Below are 18,167 nucleotides of genomic sequence, written 5' to 3' on the forward strand. Positions count from 1 at the left end.
TCCCTCGAACCTTAAGATCCATCCGTTAAATCCGTGAAACTCACATCTTGCACCATTCTCGCTTAACAGGCTTCCCTAGCCTGTTCCACAAAGAATAAATTTCTTGTGGGTCGTTGCTCTTCTAGCGGGCCCCTAAAAGCCTTATTGAGAATGGTGGAACATCTCAGTTAAATCCGTTAAATCCGTCACACAATCCATTGGCGAAGTGTTTTCTACATCTCTAGCTTTGATTAGCTCTACCTATTAGCCACCCTAAAATTTTCTGAATGTTCGCAGAACTAATTTTTTGTACTATATTAGTTTATAACGAATTGTTACGCAAATTAAATTCACTTTTTATAGGGCCATCTACTCTAACACTTGCCCCGGCACTCACAAGTGAAAAAAATCATGCAAATTTCCTCGAATTCTTCAAAATTTAAGAACGGCGATCGCCATAACGAAGACGGCTCATCTTTGTTAAGCAGCGAAGAAAAATATAAAAATTTAGTAGCTAATATTCCCGGTGCTGTCTACCGCTGTACCTGCGACTATACCAGCCCCGACGGCGCATTAACACGGACAATGGCGTTTTTGAGCGACGCTGTTCAAGAAATATCAGGGTATCCATCCTCTGATTTTATCAAGGATCGCGTCCGTTCTTTTGCCAGCATTATCCACCCTCTAGATCGCAAAAATGTGGATGCTACTGTCAAAAAAAGTGTAGCAACTCGAACTCCGTACATCCTTGAATACCGCATTGTCCGGGCTGACGGCGAAATTAGCTGGGTTTACGAAAAAGGTCAAGCTGTTGGCTGTGAGGCCGAGGAGGGTAGAGGAAGACAAGAGAGAGAAGGGGAAATTGAGGGATTTTTGGCAGCACGGGTTTCGCCCGTTTCGTCGGTTTTGCCGATCGCAAATTCTCTGTCTCGGGTTGTCTATCTCGACGGAGTGATTTTGGATATTACGGAACGAAAGCGAGCTGAGGAAGAATTGCGAAACACTCAAGATTTTCTCAATGCGGTACTGCAAAATCTGCCGATTAGCGTCTTTATTAAAGATGCTGTAGAGCAAAAATTTATTTATTGGAATACTGCTAGCGAAGAATTGTTTGGCTATTCCAGGAATGAAGTGATCTTAAACAATGCTGCTGACTTGTTGGAGTCAGATCATGCCAATTACTTGCAAGCACAAGATTTAGAAGTGCTTGCAACGAGAAAAGGTATCGATTTGCCAGAACAAACTATCGAACTTCCGCACCGAGGAAAGCGGATTTTGCACACGAAAAAAGTTCCTTTGTTTGACGATTCGGGCGCGCCTAAGTACATTCTGGGTATTGCTGAAGATATTACAGAAAGCAAAAAAACTGAAACAGAATTGTCGCGCTTGGCCATTGTGGCTCAAAAAACGCAAAATGGTGTGATTATTACTGATGCTCAAGGCTGCATTGAATGGGTGAATGAAGGATTTACTCGGATTAGTGGTTATGTGCTGGCAGAAATGCAGGGAAAAAAACCGGGTGATGTACTGCAAGGCCCTCAAACAGACCCGCTAACTATTGCTCAACTGCGATCAGCTTTGGCTGCGGGTGTGCCGTTTAATCAGGAAATTTACAATTACAAAAAGAATGGAAAGGGTTATTGGGTGGCGCTTTCGATCGCCCCCATTTATCAAGAAAATGGGGAACTCGAAGGTTTTATTGCGGTGCAAACTGATATTACGGATCGCAAGCAAGCAGAGGAAACACTCAGGGAGAGGGAGAGTTATTACCGCTGCATAGTCGAGACGGCTTTGGAGGGCGTTTGGATGTTTGACGCCGAAAGCATCACGACTTTTGTTAACTCTCGGATGGCCGAAATGCTGGGGTATACTGTCGAGGAAATGCTGGGGCGATCGCTATTTGAGTTTATGGACTGCGAATCTAAGGAAATAGCTGAAAGTTATGTCCAGCGCAGGCGGGAAGGCATTCGCGAACGTTACGATTTTAAGTTTACTCGCAAAGACGGATCTCACTTGTGGGCGATCGTGTCGGCGACGCCAACGTTCGACGCTGAGGGCGAATTTTCCGGGGTTTTGCGGATGATTACCGATATTAGCGATCGCAAACAAGCAGAAGCAGAATTGCGCCAAACTCTCAAAAAGTTGGAATTTGAAAAATTTGCTTTGGATCAATCAGCGATTGTCTCGAATACCGACGAATTCGGAGCCATTACCTATGTCAATGCTCAATTTTGCGAACTCTTTAAATATTCCCGAGAAGAACTGATCGGCAAAACCCACAGACTTGTCAATTCAGGCTATCACCCAGCAGATTTTTTCAAGCAGCTTTGGTCAACTATTCGCCAAGGAAAGGTTTGGCGGGGAGAAATGAAAAATCAAGCTAAAGACGGCACATTATTCTGGTTGGATACTACCATTGTACCTTTCTTAAATAGCAGCGGGGAACCCCATCAATATGTAGCAATTCGCAAAGATATTACCGATCGCAAACACGCAGAAGAAGCGGTGCGGCTTTCCGAAAGTCAATTGAGGACTAAAAATGAAGAATTGGCAAAAGCCCTGCGCGACGTGCATAAAACTCAAAGCATGATGGTTCAAAATGAAAAAATGGTAAGTTTGGGGCAATTAGTCGCTGGCGTTGCTCATGAAATCAACAATCCAGTTAGCTTTATTTACGGCAACGTCATGCACGCTGACGATTACTTTAAAGACTTGCTAAAAATGCTGCAACTTTACCAGCAGGAATACCCGCATCCAACATCGGTAATTAAAAAAGAGATAGAGGAAATTGATTTGGATTTTATGCTCAGAGATTTGCCGAAGCTGTTAACTTCGATGAAGATGGGAGCAGAGCGAATTCGCCAGATTGTGCTGTCGCTGAAGAATTTTTCGCGATTGGACGAAGCAGAACAAAAGCAGGTGGATATTCACGAAGGGATTGAAAGCACTTTGTTGATTTTGCAGCACAGGTTGAAGGAAACGCCAGGGCGTCCTAAAATTACGCTGATCAAAGAGTTCGGAAATGTCCCCCACCTACAGTGTTATGCAGGCCAGTTGAATCAGGTATTCATGAATATTATTGGCAATGCAATTGATGCTTTGGAAGAGGCAATGGAGACTGGACAGTGGGCAGAGGGACAACTGGCGCCTATTCCTTATTGTCCTTCGCCGACGCTACGGATTTGTACGGATGTAAAATATGAACAGGATGCTTTGATGCAAGCAGATTCTGCTGTTTCTGATGATTCAATGCGGCATCCTTCTCATATTGTGATTCGGATTGCTGACAACGGGCCGGGGATTCCGATAGATGTTCACAAAAGGCTGTTCGATCCGTTTTTTACTACGAAAGAACCTGGTAAAGGTACTGGTTTGGGGCTGTCTATCAGCTATCAAATTGTGGTGGAAAAACACGGCGGGCTGCTTAAGTGCGATTCTGCACCGGGTCAAGGCACGGAATTTGCGATCGAGATTCCTGTAAAAAAAATAGTTAGTTAGGTGCGCCCATAGGCACGCTACAGCTAGTAAGTAAGGTGCAATTCCTGCAATAGTTCATCCCAAGCTTAGGAAGTTATCAAATGAATTACAACGTAATTTACGACGGCACTTGCAATCTCTGCGTTACCTTGGTTCAATTACTAGAAAACTTAGACCAAGGCAAGCGGTTTGAGTATATTCCCATGCAAGATTTAGAGCAATTAAATCGCTTTGGGATTACGTCTCAAGACTGCGAAATGGGGATGATTTTGATAGAGGGTAACACCCCGGAACGTCGCTGGCAGGGCAGTGATGCGGCGGAGGAAATCGGGCGAATATTGCCGGGAGGCGAGGTGTTTGTGGCTGCTTACCGGGCAATGCCGGGGATGAAGTGGATGGGCGATCGCGTGTACGAACAAGTCCGCGATAACCGCTATACTTTGTTTGGCAAGCGATCGACGACTTACAAATCTGTTTATCCAGTTGGCTGTAGGTCGATCGGCAATTGCGATCGTGTGAAATAACTCACTCTAAAGCACCATTCTCGCTTAACAGGCAGGATGCCGGTTCCACAAAAATTAAATTTTATTGTGGGCCGTTGCTCTGAGCAACGCCTCTAAAGGGATTATTAGCAATGGTGCAAGATAATTGATATCAATTTACTTAGGAGGTGTCGCCAAATCCCTACTACAATCCCTGGAACTTAACTATTAAACAAACTGAATATCTCTCGGCAAAAGTCTTTGAGCTTTTGGCCCGACTCCTCAGCGGGTTCGGTTTGACCGAAAAAACTCCAATTTTCCACGGTGGAAAAGCGCCACTGCTGACCAGTATGATCGTAACCGGCTGCCTCAACCCCGATCGCCCGACGGCTTCCTTCTACCGGATCTTGGTAAAATCGGATTTGAATCAAGATGCTGCGACTTTGCAGCAAGCGGCTTCTACCGGGAAAATGGAAGCCAATGTCGATCGAATCTGGATCTACAAGTTCTCTGGTATCCTGGTCATTCATCCAAGGTTTCAAATCGACTTTTGTATCCGGGAATTCGGACTTGAATAAATTAACAACCGCAGCAATTTTGCTGGCAACTTCTATATTTTTGGCTTGTTCGGCAGCGTTCACTCGAAAAACTCCTATCAAATACAGTTATTACAGGATTTAGCTAACAATGTAACTGCATACTGCCTGCTTTAAACAGTGAACTGTGGACTATTTGATAGATACTTAGGAATTGACAAATTTCCCAGTCTGTGTTAAGCACAAGTCATACCATTTGAGATTTTAGATTTTAGATTAAACAATTGGCAATGACTGATTCGGTAAGGGTGGTGAATAAATTTTATCAAAGCGGCAGAGCGATCGCAAATTCCGAACCTTCTCCCAGCACCGATTCGCAAGTTAGTTTACCGCCGTGGGTTTCTTCCACAATTTGCCGGCTGATAGACAACCCCAAACCCGTACCTTTTCCTACTCCTTTGGTAGTAAATAAATGGTTAAATATTTTCGACTTGACCTCCGATGACATCCCTTGACCGTTATCTTTGATTTTAATCACCACGCTGTTGCTATCTTCGGAGAGTTGAGTGATAATGGCGATCGTATTCGGTAAAGCTTCAATTTCAGCGTAAGTGCGACCCTGATTGAATTCGTCAAAACACTCGATCGCATTTGCCAGCAAATTCATAAATACCTGATTCAGTTGCCCAAAATAACATTTAACTGGCGGGATATCTCCGTATTCTCTGATAATTTTAATCGCGGGGCGAGTATCTGTAGCTTTCAGACGATACTGTAAAATCATCAAAGTGCTGTCGATGCCCTCATGAATATTTGCTGACACTTTATTCGCAGTGTCAGCGCGGGAAAAAGTCCGCAAAGACTTGCTAATATTGCGGATGCGCTCTGTACCTGATTTCATAGATAAAAGCATTTTCGGCAAATCTTCTATCAAATATTCTAAATCTATTTCCGATGCTTTATCCTGTAATTCATCTCCAGGATTAGGAAATTTTTCTTGGTAAAGTTGTAAGCAATCAATCAAATCTAAGCTAGCCTCAGCAGCAGCATCAAGATTGCCCGCAATAAAACCGAGGGGATTGTTAATTTCGTGAGCAACCCCTGCAATTAAGTTGCCCAGAGCCGACATTTTTTCGCTTTGAATGAGTTGCAGTTGCGCCTGTTGCAGTTCATTGAAAGATTTTTCTAACTGTTGAGATTTTTCTTTCTCGCGCGCGTACAAACTAGCATTTTCTACTGCTATAGCAACTTGAGAAATTAACACTTTGAATACTTCTACTCTCTCTGCTGTAAAAGCTCCTACTGTCAAAACATTTTCTAAATAAATTATTCCGCGCCGCTGAGATTGATAAATAATCGGCAAACAGAGAATTGATTTGGGTTGATGTTTCTGAATGTAGGTATCTACCTTAAAAGGTTCGGCGACAGTCGCATTGTCTAAAACCAAATGCTTTTGACTGCGGTGTACGTAATTAATCACAGACAGGGGAACATCTTGACGATTTTCTACGGGAATAGAGGGTAAAAGTGTCACTGTATCATCCGCAAAAGTGCCAGTTGCTTCTATGCAGAGGATATCGTTTTTCAGCAGCAGCAGCACTACTTTTTGAGCCGCCGCATTTTCTAAAATAATTTTGATTAATTTGGTCAACAATTTTTCTAGAACAATTTCACCGTTAATGGCTTCCGCCGACTTAATAAAAGTAGCTAAGTCTAAGAAATCGCCTAAACTACTACTGGTAGTATTTTCAGTGGCAGTGCGGGTGACATCGAGGGTTGGGGTTGGGATTGTGCGCGTCTGTGCTGCTAAGAAATGATGTGTTGATTCTAAATGTTTAACTTTAGCTATGGCTCCCCAATGGATATATCCATAATAAGCTTTAGTCAGATATGCTTGAGAAACTATCTCTTTACCCAAAGCTTGATAAAATTCTCCTGCTAATTCATAGGCTAATGCTTCCTCTTGAATGTAACCGTTTTTAGCGGCTCCATCAATTGCGCGATCGTACAATTCCATTGCTTCAGTATTTTGCCCCAAAACTCGCGCTGTTTCCGCTGCTACCAAGTCGTATTTGTGTTGATAGTTCATCGGAGCATGAACTGCCCATTTTTTCATCTTATTTTGGTTTTGAAGCACTTTTTTCAGATATTGCTTTTGTTCCCCTTTGCCAGTGGCTGGATACAAAGCTATGATAGTGAGAGAGGAGTAAAAATTATTCATAGCAACCACATAAAATCCGGCTACTGACTCCTCATATTTCTCAAATAACCTTGAATTTTCCAAGGCTTCCGCGTAGTTTCTGAAAATAAAATTAAGCTGAGTTTTGGCATTATAAATAAAATTAACTAAAACAAAGCTTTTAGCTTCTATTAAAACGGGGAGCATTTCGACTTCATTAAATCTCTCGCCGACTAAATGGCAGGGTTCGACAGCTTGACCGCGCAAATTGAGGGCTGTCTGCCTGCCTATACTTATATACTGTACAGCTACTTCTAGTTGAGATTGCTGCATTAGTTTCATATATTTACCAGCCTCCTGCTCCACCAAACCTAGAGGCTCTCCTATCGACAGTTTTTTGAAACAATATTCACTTATAGAATAACCAGCATATTCCAGCTCTCCAGTTTCCATCCCAGTTTGAAAACCTTCTTTGAGATAGCCTAATCCTGACTTGAGATCTACTTTCCAGTGGCTAATCAAAGAAGCAAAGGGTGTATAAACTCTACTTTTGATTGAACGGGATGGAAATTTGTCTAACATCCTAATTGCCAGTTCACCGAATTGGTATGCCAAACTAATGTCCCCTACCTTGTACATAACTATGCCATAAAAAACGTAGGCCATACTCGCATAAGGCGAATTGCCATATTTAATGCACAGCTTAACCATCTTAAATGCCAGCAGCGGTACCAGTCGGGGCTTTGCTTGAACAGCAGTGCTGAAAATCCCTGATAAAATCCGCATGGCTGCTTGTTTCTCGGGATCGGTCATTTCTGGCAAGTTAGCTAAATCCTCAATTCGTTTCAATCCCAAACTCAGTTTGGTATTAATCAGTCCCGACACAATATTTAGCGCGTTGGGGTTTTGAGGAAAAGAAATGCCTAACATTTTCAGCACTTCCAGTCCTGTAGTGAGTGCTTCTTCAAGTCTATTTTGAGCGTTATAAGACTGGATTTGAAGTTCATAAACATTCACTTTTGCTAGTAAGCTTTTAGATTTTTGCAGTACAATATCAACCAGCTTTTTTGAATCTTCATATTTGATATTTAAGTATTCAGATTCTGCTGTTGACTCATAAATTGCTAACGTCAACTCATAGTGACTTTGCCAACAATCCGCTGGCAATAATTCCATAGCCACCCGCAAATACCTAACAGCAGCTTCATACGCAGCAGCCACTTTAGCCTTGCGTCCAGCAGTTAAATTTAATTGTGCCAACTGAGTTTTTTCTGACTGTTGGCTAATCGTGTCAATTCCGACATTCAATTGATTGACGATATCAAAGATGTTTTCTTCTAGCTTGTCTGGTGGAGTATTCTGTAACAGTAATTGACCGATTTTTAAATGGGTGGATTGCTTTTGGTCTTCGGGAATTAGCGAATATGCGGCTTGCTGAACGCGATCGTGCAAAAATTTGTAACTAACCCGCGAAGTGTCTAACTTGAGATTGATTGATTCGGCTCGATCGAAAACTAAAGGAATGCGATAGGCATCGCTCAAGGGCAGAATTAACCCTGCTTGCAAAGCTGAATAAAGTTCAGTAGCTGTAGTATTAGCTGACTTTTCGCTAACAAGTGACAGCACATCTAGAGCAAATTTATCTCCCACGCAAGCTGCTAGCTTCAACACTTCTTGCGTGGGTGCGGGCAGCTTTTCAATGCGAGAAGCTACCAGTTCCACCACACTTTTATCGGTGATTCCAATGGCTTGGATTTCATCGATACTCCAATACCAGCCACTTTGAATTCCCTCATTGGTAATTTGATTAAATTCAAATTTCAAAAGATAATCTTGATAAAGTGCTTGGAGTAATTGGGTCAAAAAAAAAGGATTACCCCCCGTTTTATTCCAAATTAAATCGGCGAAAGTTGTTACTTTTTCGGTGCAAGTGTTAAGTGTTTCAGTGACTAATTCAGTCACATTTGCTAAATCCAGCGGTTGCAACACGATATTGTTGACTCTTGTACCAGTTTTTTCAATTTCTTCTACAGTCTGGATTAAGGGGTGGGTCGGACTAACTTCATTGTCTCGATAGGCACCGATTAGCAACAAATATTCCTGGTCAGGGTCAGTTATCAGTATTTGCATCAACTTTAATGTTGCTGAATCTGCCCACTGCAAATCGTCTAAAAAGATAACTAGGGGGTGTTCTTTTTGGGCGAAAACGCGAATAAATTCTTTGAAGACCCGATTGAATCGATTTTGGGATTCTACAGGGGCGAGTTCTGGGACTTCTGGCTGTTTGCCGATGATTAATTCAACTTTTGGAATTACGTCGGCAATTACTTGGCCGTCTGTTCCCACTGCTGTTAAAATTTTAGTGCGCCATATTTCTAATGAAAGTGCAGTTTCTGTTAGCAATTGCCGCAGCAAGGAGTTAAATGCTTGGATTAATGAGGCATAAGGAATGTTGCGTTTGAATTGGTCAAATTTGCCGCTGATAAAGTAACCTTTGGACCTGGTAATTGGTTTGCTAACTTCGTTGACTACGGCTGATTTACCGATGCCTGAGTAGCCTGATACTAGCATTAATTCGCTGCTTCCTGATGGGGGCGACTTTTGTTCTAAAGTTGCTGGTTCTTCTAACAAATTGTTGGCTAAACCCCCTCTTACACGTTCAAATGCTGCTAGCAATTCATTAACCTGATTTTCCCGACCGTACAATTTTTGGGGAATTAACAATTGGCTGAGAATATCTAAGCGTCCGGGGATGAAGTCGGCAATTTGTCCGGTGGTTTCTAACTGATGCAAACAAATTTCTAAGTCGGCTAACACTCCAGCCGCACTTTGATATCTATCTTCGGCATTTTTGGCCATCAATTTCATCACTATCTCAGAGATAGCGACAGGTATTTCTGAATTGATTTGATGGGGATATATTGGTTGAACTGCGATGTGGCTGTAAACTATTTCTAAGGGGTCGTGGCTGCAGAAAGGCAATTTTCCTGCCAGCATTTCATATAATGTGATCCCAAGGGAATAAAAGTCTGTGCGGTAGTCGAGGGTGCGGTTCATTCTCCCGGTTTGTTCGGGTGACATATAGGCTAATGTGCCTTCGACTGAGTTGGGATTGTTAAATTGCGGATTTTCTTTGTTGAGTTTTGTAGCAATGCCGAAGTCGGTGAGTTTTACTTGTTTTGTTTGCATGTTAATTATGATGTTGCTGGGTTTGATGTCTTTGTGAATAATATGCTGAAAATGCAGGTATTGTAAGCCTTTGACTATTTGGATGGCGATGTTTAAATTTGCTTGCAGGCTCAAGGTTTCTCTTTCCAGCAGTTTTGCGAGGGATTCGCCGCCAAAGTCTTCTAAAACCATTCCTAATCGGTGGTCAAATGTTTCGAGACTGATGGCTTTGACGATTTGTTCGCTGTCTAAGTTTTGGCGGATTTGATATTCGTGTTTGAGCCTGGTAATAGCTTCGAGGGTGGGATATTCGGCTTTGAGAACTTTCAGAATTGCTGGGGACACATCTTTCGGTGTTTGTCCGCGATAGATTATTGTTTCGACGCCTTCGTGCAGAGTAGAATTTATTTGGTATTCTGATAAAGTTAACATAAGTTAAGTTATAAATTTTTGGAGCCAATTAGGGTTATATTAACACTACTTAATCTTGATTTTGTGTGATTACGATCGTGTATTTTGCGATTTCCCCTCACAGGGAATATACACTAAGTGAAAATGTGGGCTTGCTCGTTGGTGTCAACAAACCTCTTAAAAGTAATCTCAGTCTTGTGTGTGAGTTCCGAATGCTTTGGCTGCAGCGTTTTTCAGGGCTATGAGAGCGATCGCACTCCGCCTCAAACAGCAGGAGATGAGAGCGATCGCACTCCGCCTCAAACAGGCAATTGAACGGGTTCTCAATCGGTGACTACTGTAACTTCACAGATAGTAGAAATAGATTCCGGTTCAGGCAAAATACGCACGCGGGCGAATTTTAAACCGCTAACTCCTTGTTGTGATTCTACCATGCCCGTCTGAACTTTTGGCTCTACCCAACCTTCGCGAGACAAGTAGCGCAAGTATTGCTGATACTCTTCCCACTCTTCCTCGGTGGAATAAACCACAGTCAACATCCCCGACTGGGTAATCCGCTCTTGTGCGTCTTTGTCAACGGCTTTTTCGATGCGCTTTTTGACGAGTTCGTAGCGGATGTCGCGAGTGCCTTTGACATCAAACATTTTTTCGGTATTTTCGTTGTGAAAAATGTCGATGGTGGTATTCTGCACTAATACTAAATGTGCGAGTTCCATGTTAATTTGAGACTCGGCTTGCAGGCGAAAAACAGTGCGGCAGCAGTCGCAAATTGCTCGCAGTTGTTCGTACCGCAAACTGTGCAGGTGAAACTGGCTAAATTTGGGGTCGATCGATTTTCCTACATAAATCATGTGATCCATGCCGTCGGTGCATTCGATGTCGCAGTAGTGGGGAAGAATTTGCTGCATTTTTTCTTGCCAGCGGGCCCAGGTTTCTTGGAGTTTGGTGCTGATTAAGTTCAGCATTTGGTCGTAGCGGGTGCGATCGCTGTAAACGCAGTTGTGTTCGTTGTCACAGGCTGCTTGGTAAGCTTCGACGGCTGCCTGAACCCTGGGGCCGCACTGCACAAAATAGTCAAAATATACTTCTAAATGCTCGTTTAAATACTCGGCTGCTCGCACCTCCATATCGACGGTTACTTTTTGTTTTAAACGCTGGATGTAGTCGAGCAAGTCGAGCCGCAGTTGCTCGCCGAGGTGGGTAGTTTGTGTTTCGCAAACGGCATCAACTATGACTAAACCTAAGCGGAATTGTTCGAGCAAATCAGTTTGAATGGCTCGGTTTCTTTCGTCGCTAGAACCGCGAATGTCCGAAATTCCGTACAGCGGATGAACGTCAGCAAATACGATTGTTTCTGGGGGCAGTCCCCAACTTCGCCTTTCTGCTTCTTGGGCGAACCGCCACTCGACTGCGGGGTGGATGTTGTGAATGTGGGTAAACCGCTCGTGGATGGCTTGCCGCAGGGCTGCAATGAAGGCGGGAATGAGTTCTTGGGCGTGTTGAGCATCAATGCCGTTGAAGTGGTTGGGCCGATCGCACAACAGCCCCACGACGCCCAAAACCCGCTGTCCGCAACCCTCACGGGTGACGGATTTGACTACCAGGGGCACCAGCAGCATCGATCGAGTCCCCATTTTCCGCAAAGTTCGATCGCACTCGGTTTCGCACTCCCTACGCAAGTCTGGCACGTTCCAAACTTGATTTGCTGCTGTGGCCTTCAAAAAGTGAGAAGCTTCTAGGGAGTACATTGAATAAATAATCGGCTGCAAATGTTGGCCGTCTTTTGCAACTAATAGCTGTACCTGTTCGCCATCGAGGCGCAGCAGCAAAGTGCCGTCAGCATTGAAGAGCGATCGCAAACACCGATCGATTCTCTCAAATTTATCTGGCCGCAGCATCGAATCTCGATCGATCAATAACTGAGTCAGACGGCGAATTTGCTCCTGCACGGTGACATCAAAACCTTCTAACAGCAGCAAACCTTCTACGCGGTAATTATCCAACTGCAATCGATCGGCTAAATTTTCCAGTTGATTCGGCTGCATCAGCCAAGCTTCCCGTTCCGCAACAGGCATTAATTTTAAAGAAATATCCGCAAATTCATTTATTTTTGAGTCAATTCGAGTAATTTTTAACTGTTCCGAACCGAGCCAAAATTCTATAAATCTGGCTTCTCGGTCTTTGGGGTTTTTTACACTTGCCGTGACAGGTTCGTCTAGCACCCGCAAACCGTCGATGTCAATTTGATAATATTGCTTAAATACCCAGTGCAAAAGGTGGCGGCGGTACAATTGTTCTGCTGTTTTGCCGCCCCCATCCTCGAACAGTTGCAGCAGAGTGATGTCGGTTTCTGCAAACAAACCGTTGGTAGATTGAGTTGCCAAGGACGTTTCCTCCCAACCGGCCAAGCGACAAAATGCGGCGTTAGCGTACCGCAGGGCAAAAGTTCCCGGTTGCATTACTGCGATTAAAACGCGGCGGTCGCCGAGAAATTGAAACAGTCGCTGTAAATCTTGTTTCCACGTTTTCAAGAGTTCTATTTCAGCAGATTGACTGGGTACTTGGCCCGCCAAAGCTTCGAGTAGCTGTTCTATACTCGGTTCGCTGGGCAGGTTGTTACTGTCTTGCTGTGTTGGGACGATATCTGTCGCTGGCGATTTTACGGAGTTGTTGTTGTTTTGAGGGGAAGACGATTTAGGAGTAGACATGAGTAAAACACCTGAAAGCAGTGGATTTTGCCAAAAAATGTCAGCGATCGGCGATTATGGCTTTGTAAAGAGCTTAGATCCTGTTTGTAAAGTTTGTGTATGGGTATCGGAAACTGGGTTTTTTCTCGGACGATGGGCCCAGGGACTTTTACTTTTATTCACAAACAACCTCTCAGTCTCGACGTTATAGGTGATATTAACGTGTTTACCGCCTGGGGGGTAACACCCATTATAAGCGGTACACAGTAGCGGATAGTGTCAGCAACTAATGCTATTTGACTCAGAGGCGAGATATATAGCAGGTTTGGGTTGAATGAAGCACAGCCCTGGTAATTGGTAATTGGTAATTGGTAATTAATAATTGGCAAGCTGGCTGCTTGTCACTAACTTAGCAAATAAAGTTGCGACAAAAATTTCCATATTACTTGCTATTTGGCAAAGCAAAAATTAACATATATAATACAGCTAACAGGATTTTTGAAAGGACATAGTTATGGCTTTAACGGTTAACAATCTCATTGTCGATGTGAATGGATTTCCTGTATTTGCTGGGGGCGGGCCACGTCTTTTGGCATTCGCTACATCCGATGAGATTGACTTACAGGACGGAAGTTTGCCGTCTTTTCCCTGGGGAGTTTGGGGACTAGACGGCAACGATACTATAGGAGGTTCGTCGGATTCCAACGAACGTCTGTTAGGCAATAACGGCAGTGATATTATTGGCGGTGGTGGCGGAAATGACATAATTTACGGCGGGAAAGATGACGATCGCCTGGATGGAAATGAAGGCAACGATGTAGTTAGGGGCGACGCCGGAAACGACCTTATCTTTGGAGGCTTCGGCAGCGATATCCTGCGGGGAGGGCAAGGGGACGACGATTTAGATGGCAATGAGGGCAACGATTTCTTAGCAGGCGATCGGGGAGTTGACGTGCTCACGGGAGGCCCCGATGGTGACATATTTGTGCTCAGAAGCAACGATGAAGCATTTGGTATAAATGGAGCCGATGTCATTACCGATTTTAACTTTGACGCGGGCGATCGCATCGGTTTGACGGACGGTTTAACAGAACTAGACCTTTTCTTTGAAGACGACAATTTGATTGCTTACGATAATGACGGAATTATCAACGACATGGTGATTGAGAACATAATTACCGGACAGATTGTGGGGATAGTTTTAAACACGGACAACTTTGCACTTACTGGTGCATTTGAACAAGCGAGTCCGTTTGCATTGGCAGTTAACGGTTCTCAATTCCAGTTTTTAGCTTAGTTATTTGTAGGGAATTAGACGGGCGAGCCGGCCAGTTCGGGGTAGGGAAACGGCTGTTTTGCCTAGGACACGGCACTGCCGTGTCCCTACAGATAGCGCTAACTTTGCAGAATTGATATTAAAACAGTTCTCCATTTAGATTTTTTAGGCTAATCTATACGAAATGTACGAAATGTCATAAAAATCGCAATCATCTGAAAACATCAAAGTTTCGGGTTTTCAGAAATTTTATTTTAATCTATACTATTCGGAGTATAAAAAATCTTACTCTTCAGCAATCACCTATGAATAGGGGTTATTCGCGGTTTGATTCCCTCACCAGCATCCTAGCAGGAACAGTAACGGTAGCAGGAATAGTTGTTTTTGCAGCAGCACCCGTTTTCGCAAAAACTCCCCAAGAAATTGCCCAAGTAGCGATTTCTCTCACAGTTCAAATTAACGGAACAACTGGTAGCGGGAGTGGATTTATTATTGCCAAACAAGGCACGACTTACACTGTACTGACAGCTAACCACGTTGTTGATGATACTAAAGCTACCTATACGATTCGCAGTCATAGGGGAAAAGACTATCCAGTAACCAGTTTTAAGCGATTGCAAAAAAGCCAGAATGAGGCAGATGTAGCAGTAGTAACATTTAACAGCACAGAATCTTATCCAGTGGTAACTTTAGGCGATTCCGAACAAGCGACAGTTGGAACAGAAATTTTTGTGTTTGGTTATCCCGGTATTCCCGCTAGCAGACAATACCAACGAGATCGCAATTTTGAGTTTGTACCGGGTTATGTTACCAGCCGTCTCCCGAATCATCCCCAAGGTTATACTTTGCGTTACAATGCTGTGACGAAAGGGGGAATGAGTGGAGGGCCTGTATTTGATGGAGAAGGGCGTGTAGTTGGGATTCACGGACAGGGCGATCGCGATTATGATTATGTCACAGATACCGATAAAAAAGTTATAACAGGTTTAGCCGATACTAAAACAGGATTTAATTCTGCAATTCCTATCAACACTTTTCTGGCTAAATTGTCGGAGGCCGGGTTAAATCGTTCTGCTATTTTAGTGAATACTTCGACCGCCACTAATGCACCTCTAAGACTAAACAATCCCAACGATGCTAAAACTTATTACGTTCGCGGTTTAACTCGGTTTGACAAGGGAGATTTGCCAGGGGCTGTTGCCGATTTTAACCAAGCAATTCAAACTCAATCTGATTACGCGGAAGCTTATTTCTATCGAGCACTCGCTTATTCCGATTTGAAACAAATGCCCCAAAGTATCGCTGATTATAGCAGAGCGATCGCCCTAAATGCCGGTTATGTTGACGCTTACTACAATCGGGGGCTGGTTTTGTCGGCATTGGGAGACAAACCGGGGGCGATCGCAGATTATACTCAAGTCATCCGCTTGGATAGAAACTTTGCAGCAGCTTACAACAACCGAGGATTAGCACTTTCCGACTTAGGCGATCAAAAAGGAGCGATCGACGATTTCAATCAAGCCCTGCAAATTAATCCCGGTCGCGCCAACACTTATTTTAACAGAGGATTGGCGCTGTTTCGCATCAATAACGATCGCTCTGCCTTAGCTGATTACACTCAAGCAATTCAACTCAATCCCAATTATGCTAAGGCTTTTGCTAATCGAGGAATTACCTTAGTGAGAATGGGAGATAGACAAGGGGCGATCGCAGATTTGCAGCAAGCGGCTCGTTTATTTAGGGCTCAAGGAATGAATGCAGATGCTCAAAAAGCATTAGATTTGATTGGTCAACTGCAAAAATAGCCAATTGCAAAAATAGCAAAAATAGCCCCGCCGAATGGAATTCGGGGCTACACAAACAAAGTCCGCCTACGCGGACTGAAAATCTATTTAATTCTTCAGTCCGCGAACGCGGACTTCGTGTGTGTCGTAGCGGTTTAGACCGCCGACTCCGAGCCGATTATTACATCCTTCCCCTAAAACCTCACCGTCACCAAAATCACCCGCCGAGGCTGATCTTCCGCTTCAATAATATACTCAACACGCCCAAAACCTCTCGGCCCCGGTTCCACTAAATCGTAGCGAGATGTCACTGTACCCCCGGCTGTATTGTATTGAGCAAAAACAGCACCGGGATTCCTCCCAGCAGACGCATCGGCATCTCCTCCCCAAGAACCAAAATCATCCAATCGCGATCGAGTTGGTAAGATAGAAGCGGCGATTTCTGGAGGTGTTAATCTTTGATCGGCTAAGACTTGTTGAGCGTTATGAATAGCGCACATTGTCGGCCCAGAAATTTTGGAATCGCTATATCGATCATTAACCTTTTCCACGAAGCCAAAGCCAACATTAGGACCGAACTTATCCTGTCTTTGCCTACCCCACAAACGACTGATAGTTCTATTTTCCTGAATACCTTCCCCGGTCAAGGCTAATTCGGTTCTTTTGCTAGTAAAATTTCGAGCGACAAATTCTTGGTCGGCTGTGCGAATAACGTTAGCGGCACTTGCCTCTATTTTACTGCTAACATTAGTATTGCCTTGCAAGATTGGTGATAGAACCCCGGGAATGGGCTGTGCTCCACAATATTTTTGAATACCGTTGAAAACGCGATCGGCTGATAAGGCACTAATCGGAAATTCTAGGGAATAAGCTTCGGCAGGTTTGGGGAAAAAGATGCCGGATGTTGCGGAAGCAGCAAAAGAAGCGCCACCCCAGATGAAGATACGATTAAATTGACGGCGGCTAATACTCATAATTTATCTTCTCCCTGGAGAGCTTGCCCCCGGTACAACTTGAAATTTAATGAAGTTATAACCATCTAAGATACTACTAAAAGGCCCACTACTCACACTAAGGCAATCTGTCGCAGCAGCACAATCTACGTCTATTGATAAACTTTTGCCATTACTGACATCGACTAACATTGTATGTACTTTACCTTTTTCACCTGTGAGGGATTTAAGGTGATTTCCATCTACATAAACATCTACTTTTATTGGGGCTTTCCTTTCCTTATCAGGAATTGCAAATTGTAATTCGAGAAAGGCACGACCACCGGGAAGCTTGCAGGTTAAACTGGTACCAGGAAAAATCCGCAACATACTGGTGTATATTTCCCTACTTACCACAATATCCTCGAACATTGATCGCTGCCGACCATTAACTTGGCATTTTAGGTCAGTCCAAGGAATAGGCCGCTGGGCCTGGGCCACTTGTGCACCAACAGTCGCTAAAGTAAAAGACAACACCCCAGCAGACAACAAACCGCTGAGCCACCGAACTCGCTTCATATAAATATCCTGCTAATACCTTAATCAATTAATATAAAGGATGAGCTGTGTAGGAAAAGTCCTGACTTTAGATAGATGACAACATCAAAAATGTCACAAGTGTACGAAATGTCAGGTATAATGAATCGCGTAAACTCCAGCTTCTCCCTAATCTATGGATATTGCCGAAGTTTTGACACTGGCAGATGAGCTAATTTTTGCTAAGACGGGAAAGCATTTAGATTACGTGCAAGAAGCTATTCTGCGGGGAACGTTACAAGACACAACTTACACGCAAATTGCTCAAGAAGTTTACTCAAGTCCAAGTCATGTTAGAAATCAATGGCACTGAAAAAGTCTCAATCACGCCCTCCGTTTAGATTTCAAGACAGAGCGAGGTTCCTGCATTCGAGGATACGGTTTCGGTCTGCGTTTCAAGACTCTAGGTTCGGAACGCTCAGGTCGAATCATGAGTAAATTAGTTGCCACCTGTTCCAACAGCAATTGATGCCATTGTCGCTGTTGGCGTTTCCCTGTAGTTGCCAACAGCGTCAAGAACTGATTAAACAACTGCCGAGTTGATTGGAATGAGACTTGAAAAGCTGTATGTTCTGACGAAGATACGGCCTGCCACATAATGGTACGTAATAAAGTGTAAGCTAGTAAGTGTGTCCAGATTTCCTTTCTCACCATCGCCG

The 18,167-nt window shown here is 43.7% G+C and carries 10 protein-coding genes and 1 pseudogene; 5 read left to right on the top strand and 6 right to left on the bottom strand.

Annotation, left to right across the window (positions count from 1 at the left end):
* The first annotated feature begins 390 nt into the window (after positions 1 to 390).
* Both QUB33_RS09565 and QUB33_RS09570 read left to right on the top strand, forming a co-directional pair.
* A complete protein-coding gene (locus QUB33_RS09565; protein WP_333349769.1) occupies positions 391 to 3,477 on the top strand; it encodes a PAS domain S-box protein in 3,087 nt (1,028 codons plus the stop codon).
* Between the two features lie 80 nt (positions 3,478 to 3,557).
* Positions 3,558 to 3,980, top strand: a complete 423-nt coding sequence (locus tag QUB33_RS09570; protein ID WP_333349771.1) for a DCC1-like thiol-disulfide oxidoreductase family protein — start codon at positions 3,558 to 3,560, stop codon at positions 3,978 to 3,980.
* Between the two features lie 179 nt (positions 3,981 to 4,159).
* Here QUB33_RS09570 and QUB33_RS09575 read toward each other — a convergent pair whose 3' ends face one another.
* The 3 genes from QUB33_RS09575 to QUB33_RS09585 form a co-directional block, all read right to left on the bottom strand.
* Entirely contained in the window at positions 4,160 to 4,579 is a 420-nt protein-coding gene (locus QUB33_RS09575) for a hypothetical protein (protein WP_333349774.1), read from the bottom strand.
* A gap of 220 nt (positions 4,580 to 4,799) precedes the next feature.
* Positions 4,800 to 10,253, bottom strand: a complete 5,454-nt coding sequence (locus QUB33_RS09580; RefSeq protein ID WP_333349775.1) for an AAA family ATPase — start codon at positions 10,251 to 10,253, stop codon at positions 4,800 to 4,802.
* Positions 10,254 to 10,555: 302 nt separating this feature from the next.
* Positions 10,556 to 12,940, bottom strand: coding sequence for a GAF domain-containing protein (locus QUB33_RS09585; RefSeq protein ID WP_333349777.1), 2,385 nt, complete (start codon positions 12,938 to 12,940; stop codon positions 10,556 to 10,558).
* 493 nt (positions 12,941 to 13,433) lie between these two features.
* Between QUB33_RS09585 and QUB33_RS09590 the strand changes: the two genes are divergently transcribed.
* Both QUB33_RS09590 and QUB33_RS09595 read left to right on the top strand, forming a co-directional pair.
* A complete protein-coding gene (locus tag QUB33_RS09590) occupies positions 13,434 to 14,216 on the top strand; it encodes a calcium-binding protein (RefSeq protein WP_333349779.1) in 783 nt (260 codons plus the stop codon).
* Between the two features lie 284 nt (positions 14,217 to 14,500).
* Positions 14,501 to 16,000: a tetratricopeptide repeat-containing serine protease family protein gene (locus tag QUB33_RS09595; RefSeq protein ID WP_333349781.1), complete on the top strand. Its 1,500-nt coding sequence runs from the start codon at positions 14,501 to 14,503 to the stop codon at positions 15,998 to 16,000.
* 173 nt (positions 16,001 to 16,173) lie between these two features.
* Here QUB33_RS09595 and QUB33_RS09600 read toward each other — a convergent pair whose 3' ends face one another.
* Complete coding sequence (locus QUB33_RS09600) at positions 16,174 to 16,953, bottom strand: Tat pathway signal protein (RefSeq protein ID WP_333349783.1); 780 nt, start codon at positions 16,951 to 16,953, stop codon at positions 16,174 to 16,176.
* A gap of 3 nt (positions 16,954 to 16,956) precedes the next feature.
* Positions 16,957 to 17,490 (bottom strand): hypothetical protein, encoded by a 534-nt coding sequence (locus QUB33_RS09605; protein WP_333349785.1) that lies wholly within the window; start codon positions 17,488 to 17,490, stop codon positions 16,957 to 16,959.
* A 154-nt stretch (positions 17,491 to 17,644) separates the two neighbouring features.
* Here QUB33_RS09605 and QUB33_RS09610 point away from each other — a divergent pair, with 154 nt between their 5' ends.
* Positions 17,645 to 17,821, top strand: coding sequence for a hypothetical protein (locus QUB33_RS09610; RefSeq protein ID WP_333349787.1), 177 nt, complete (start codon positions 17,645 to 17,647; stop codon positions 17,819 to 17,821).
* Positions 17,822 to 17,832: 11 nt separating this feature from the next.
* On the opposite strand, the pseudogene QUB33_RS09615 reads toward QUB33_RS09610, so the two are convergent.
* Positions 17,833 to 18,167, bottom strand: a pseudogene (locus QUB33_RS09615) (IS4 family transposase); the annotation flags it as partial.

Source organism: Microcoleus sp. B3-A4 (genome assembly GCF_036705385.1).
Classification (GTDB): domain Bacteria; phylum Cyanobacteriota; class Cyanobacteriia; order Cyanobacteriales; family Microcoleaceae; genus Microcoleus.

Bases quoted from the DNA above. Each gene is read 5' to 3' on its own strand.
- QUB33_RS09565 (WP_333349769.1), top strand. From the start codon at position 391: ATGCAAATTTCCTCGAATTCTTCAAAATTTAAGAACGGCGATCGCCAT.
- QUB33_RS09570 (WP_333349771.1), top strand. From the start codon at position 3,558: ATGAATTACAACGTAATTTACGACGGCACTTGCAATCTCTGCGTTACC.
- QUB33_RS09580 (WP_333349775.1), bottom strand. From the start codon at position 10,253: ATGTTAACTTTATCAGAATACCAAATAAATTCTACTCTGCACGAAGGC.
- QUB33_RS09585 (WP_333349777.1), bottom strand. From the start codon at position 12,940: ATGTCTACTCCTAAATCGTCTTCCCCTCAAAACAACAACAACTCCGTA.
- QUB33_RS09590 (WP_333349779.1), top strand. From the start codon at position 13,434: ATGGCTTTAACGGTTAACAATCTCATTGTCGATGTGAATGGATTTCCT.
- QUB33_RS09595 (WP_333349781.1), top strand. From the start codon at position 14,501: ATGAATAGGGGTTATTCGCGGTTTGATTCCCTCACCAGCATCCTAGCA.
- QUB33_RS09600 (WP_333349783.1), bottom strand. From the start codon at position 16,953: ATGAGTATTAGCCGCCGTCAATTTAATCGTATCTTCATCTGGGGTGGC.
- QUB33_RS09605 (WP_333349785.1), bottom strand. From the start codon at position 17,490: ATGAAGCGAGTTCGGTGGCTCAGCGGTTTGTTGTCTGCTGGGGTGTTG.
- QUB33_RS09610 (WP_333349787.1), top strand. From the start codon at position 17,645: ATGGATATTGCCGAAGTTTTGACACTGGCAGATGAGCTAATTTTTGCT.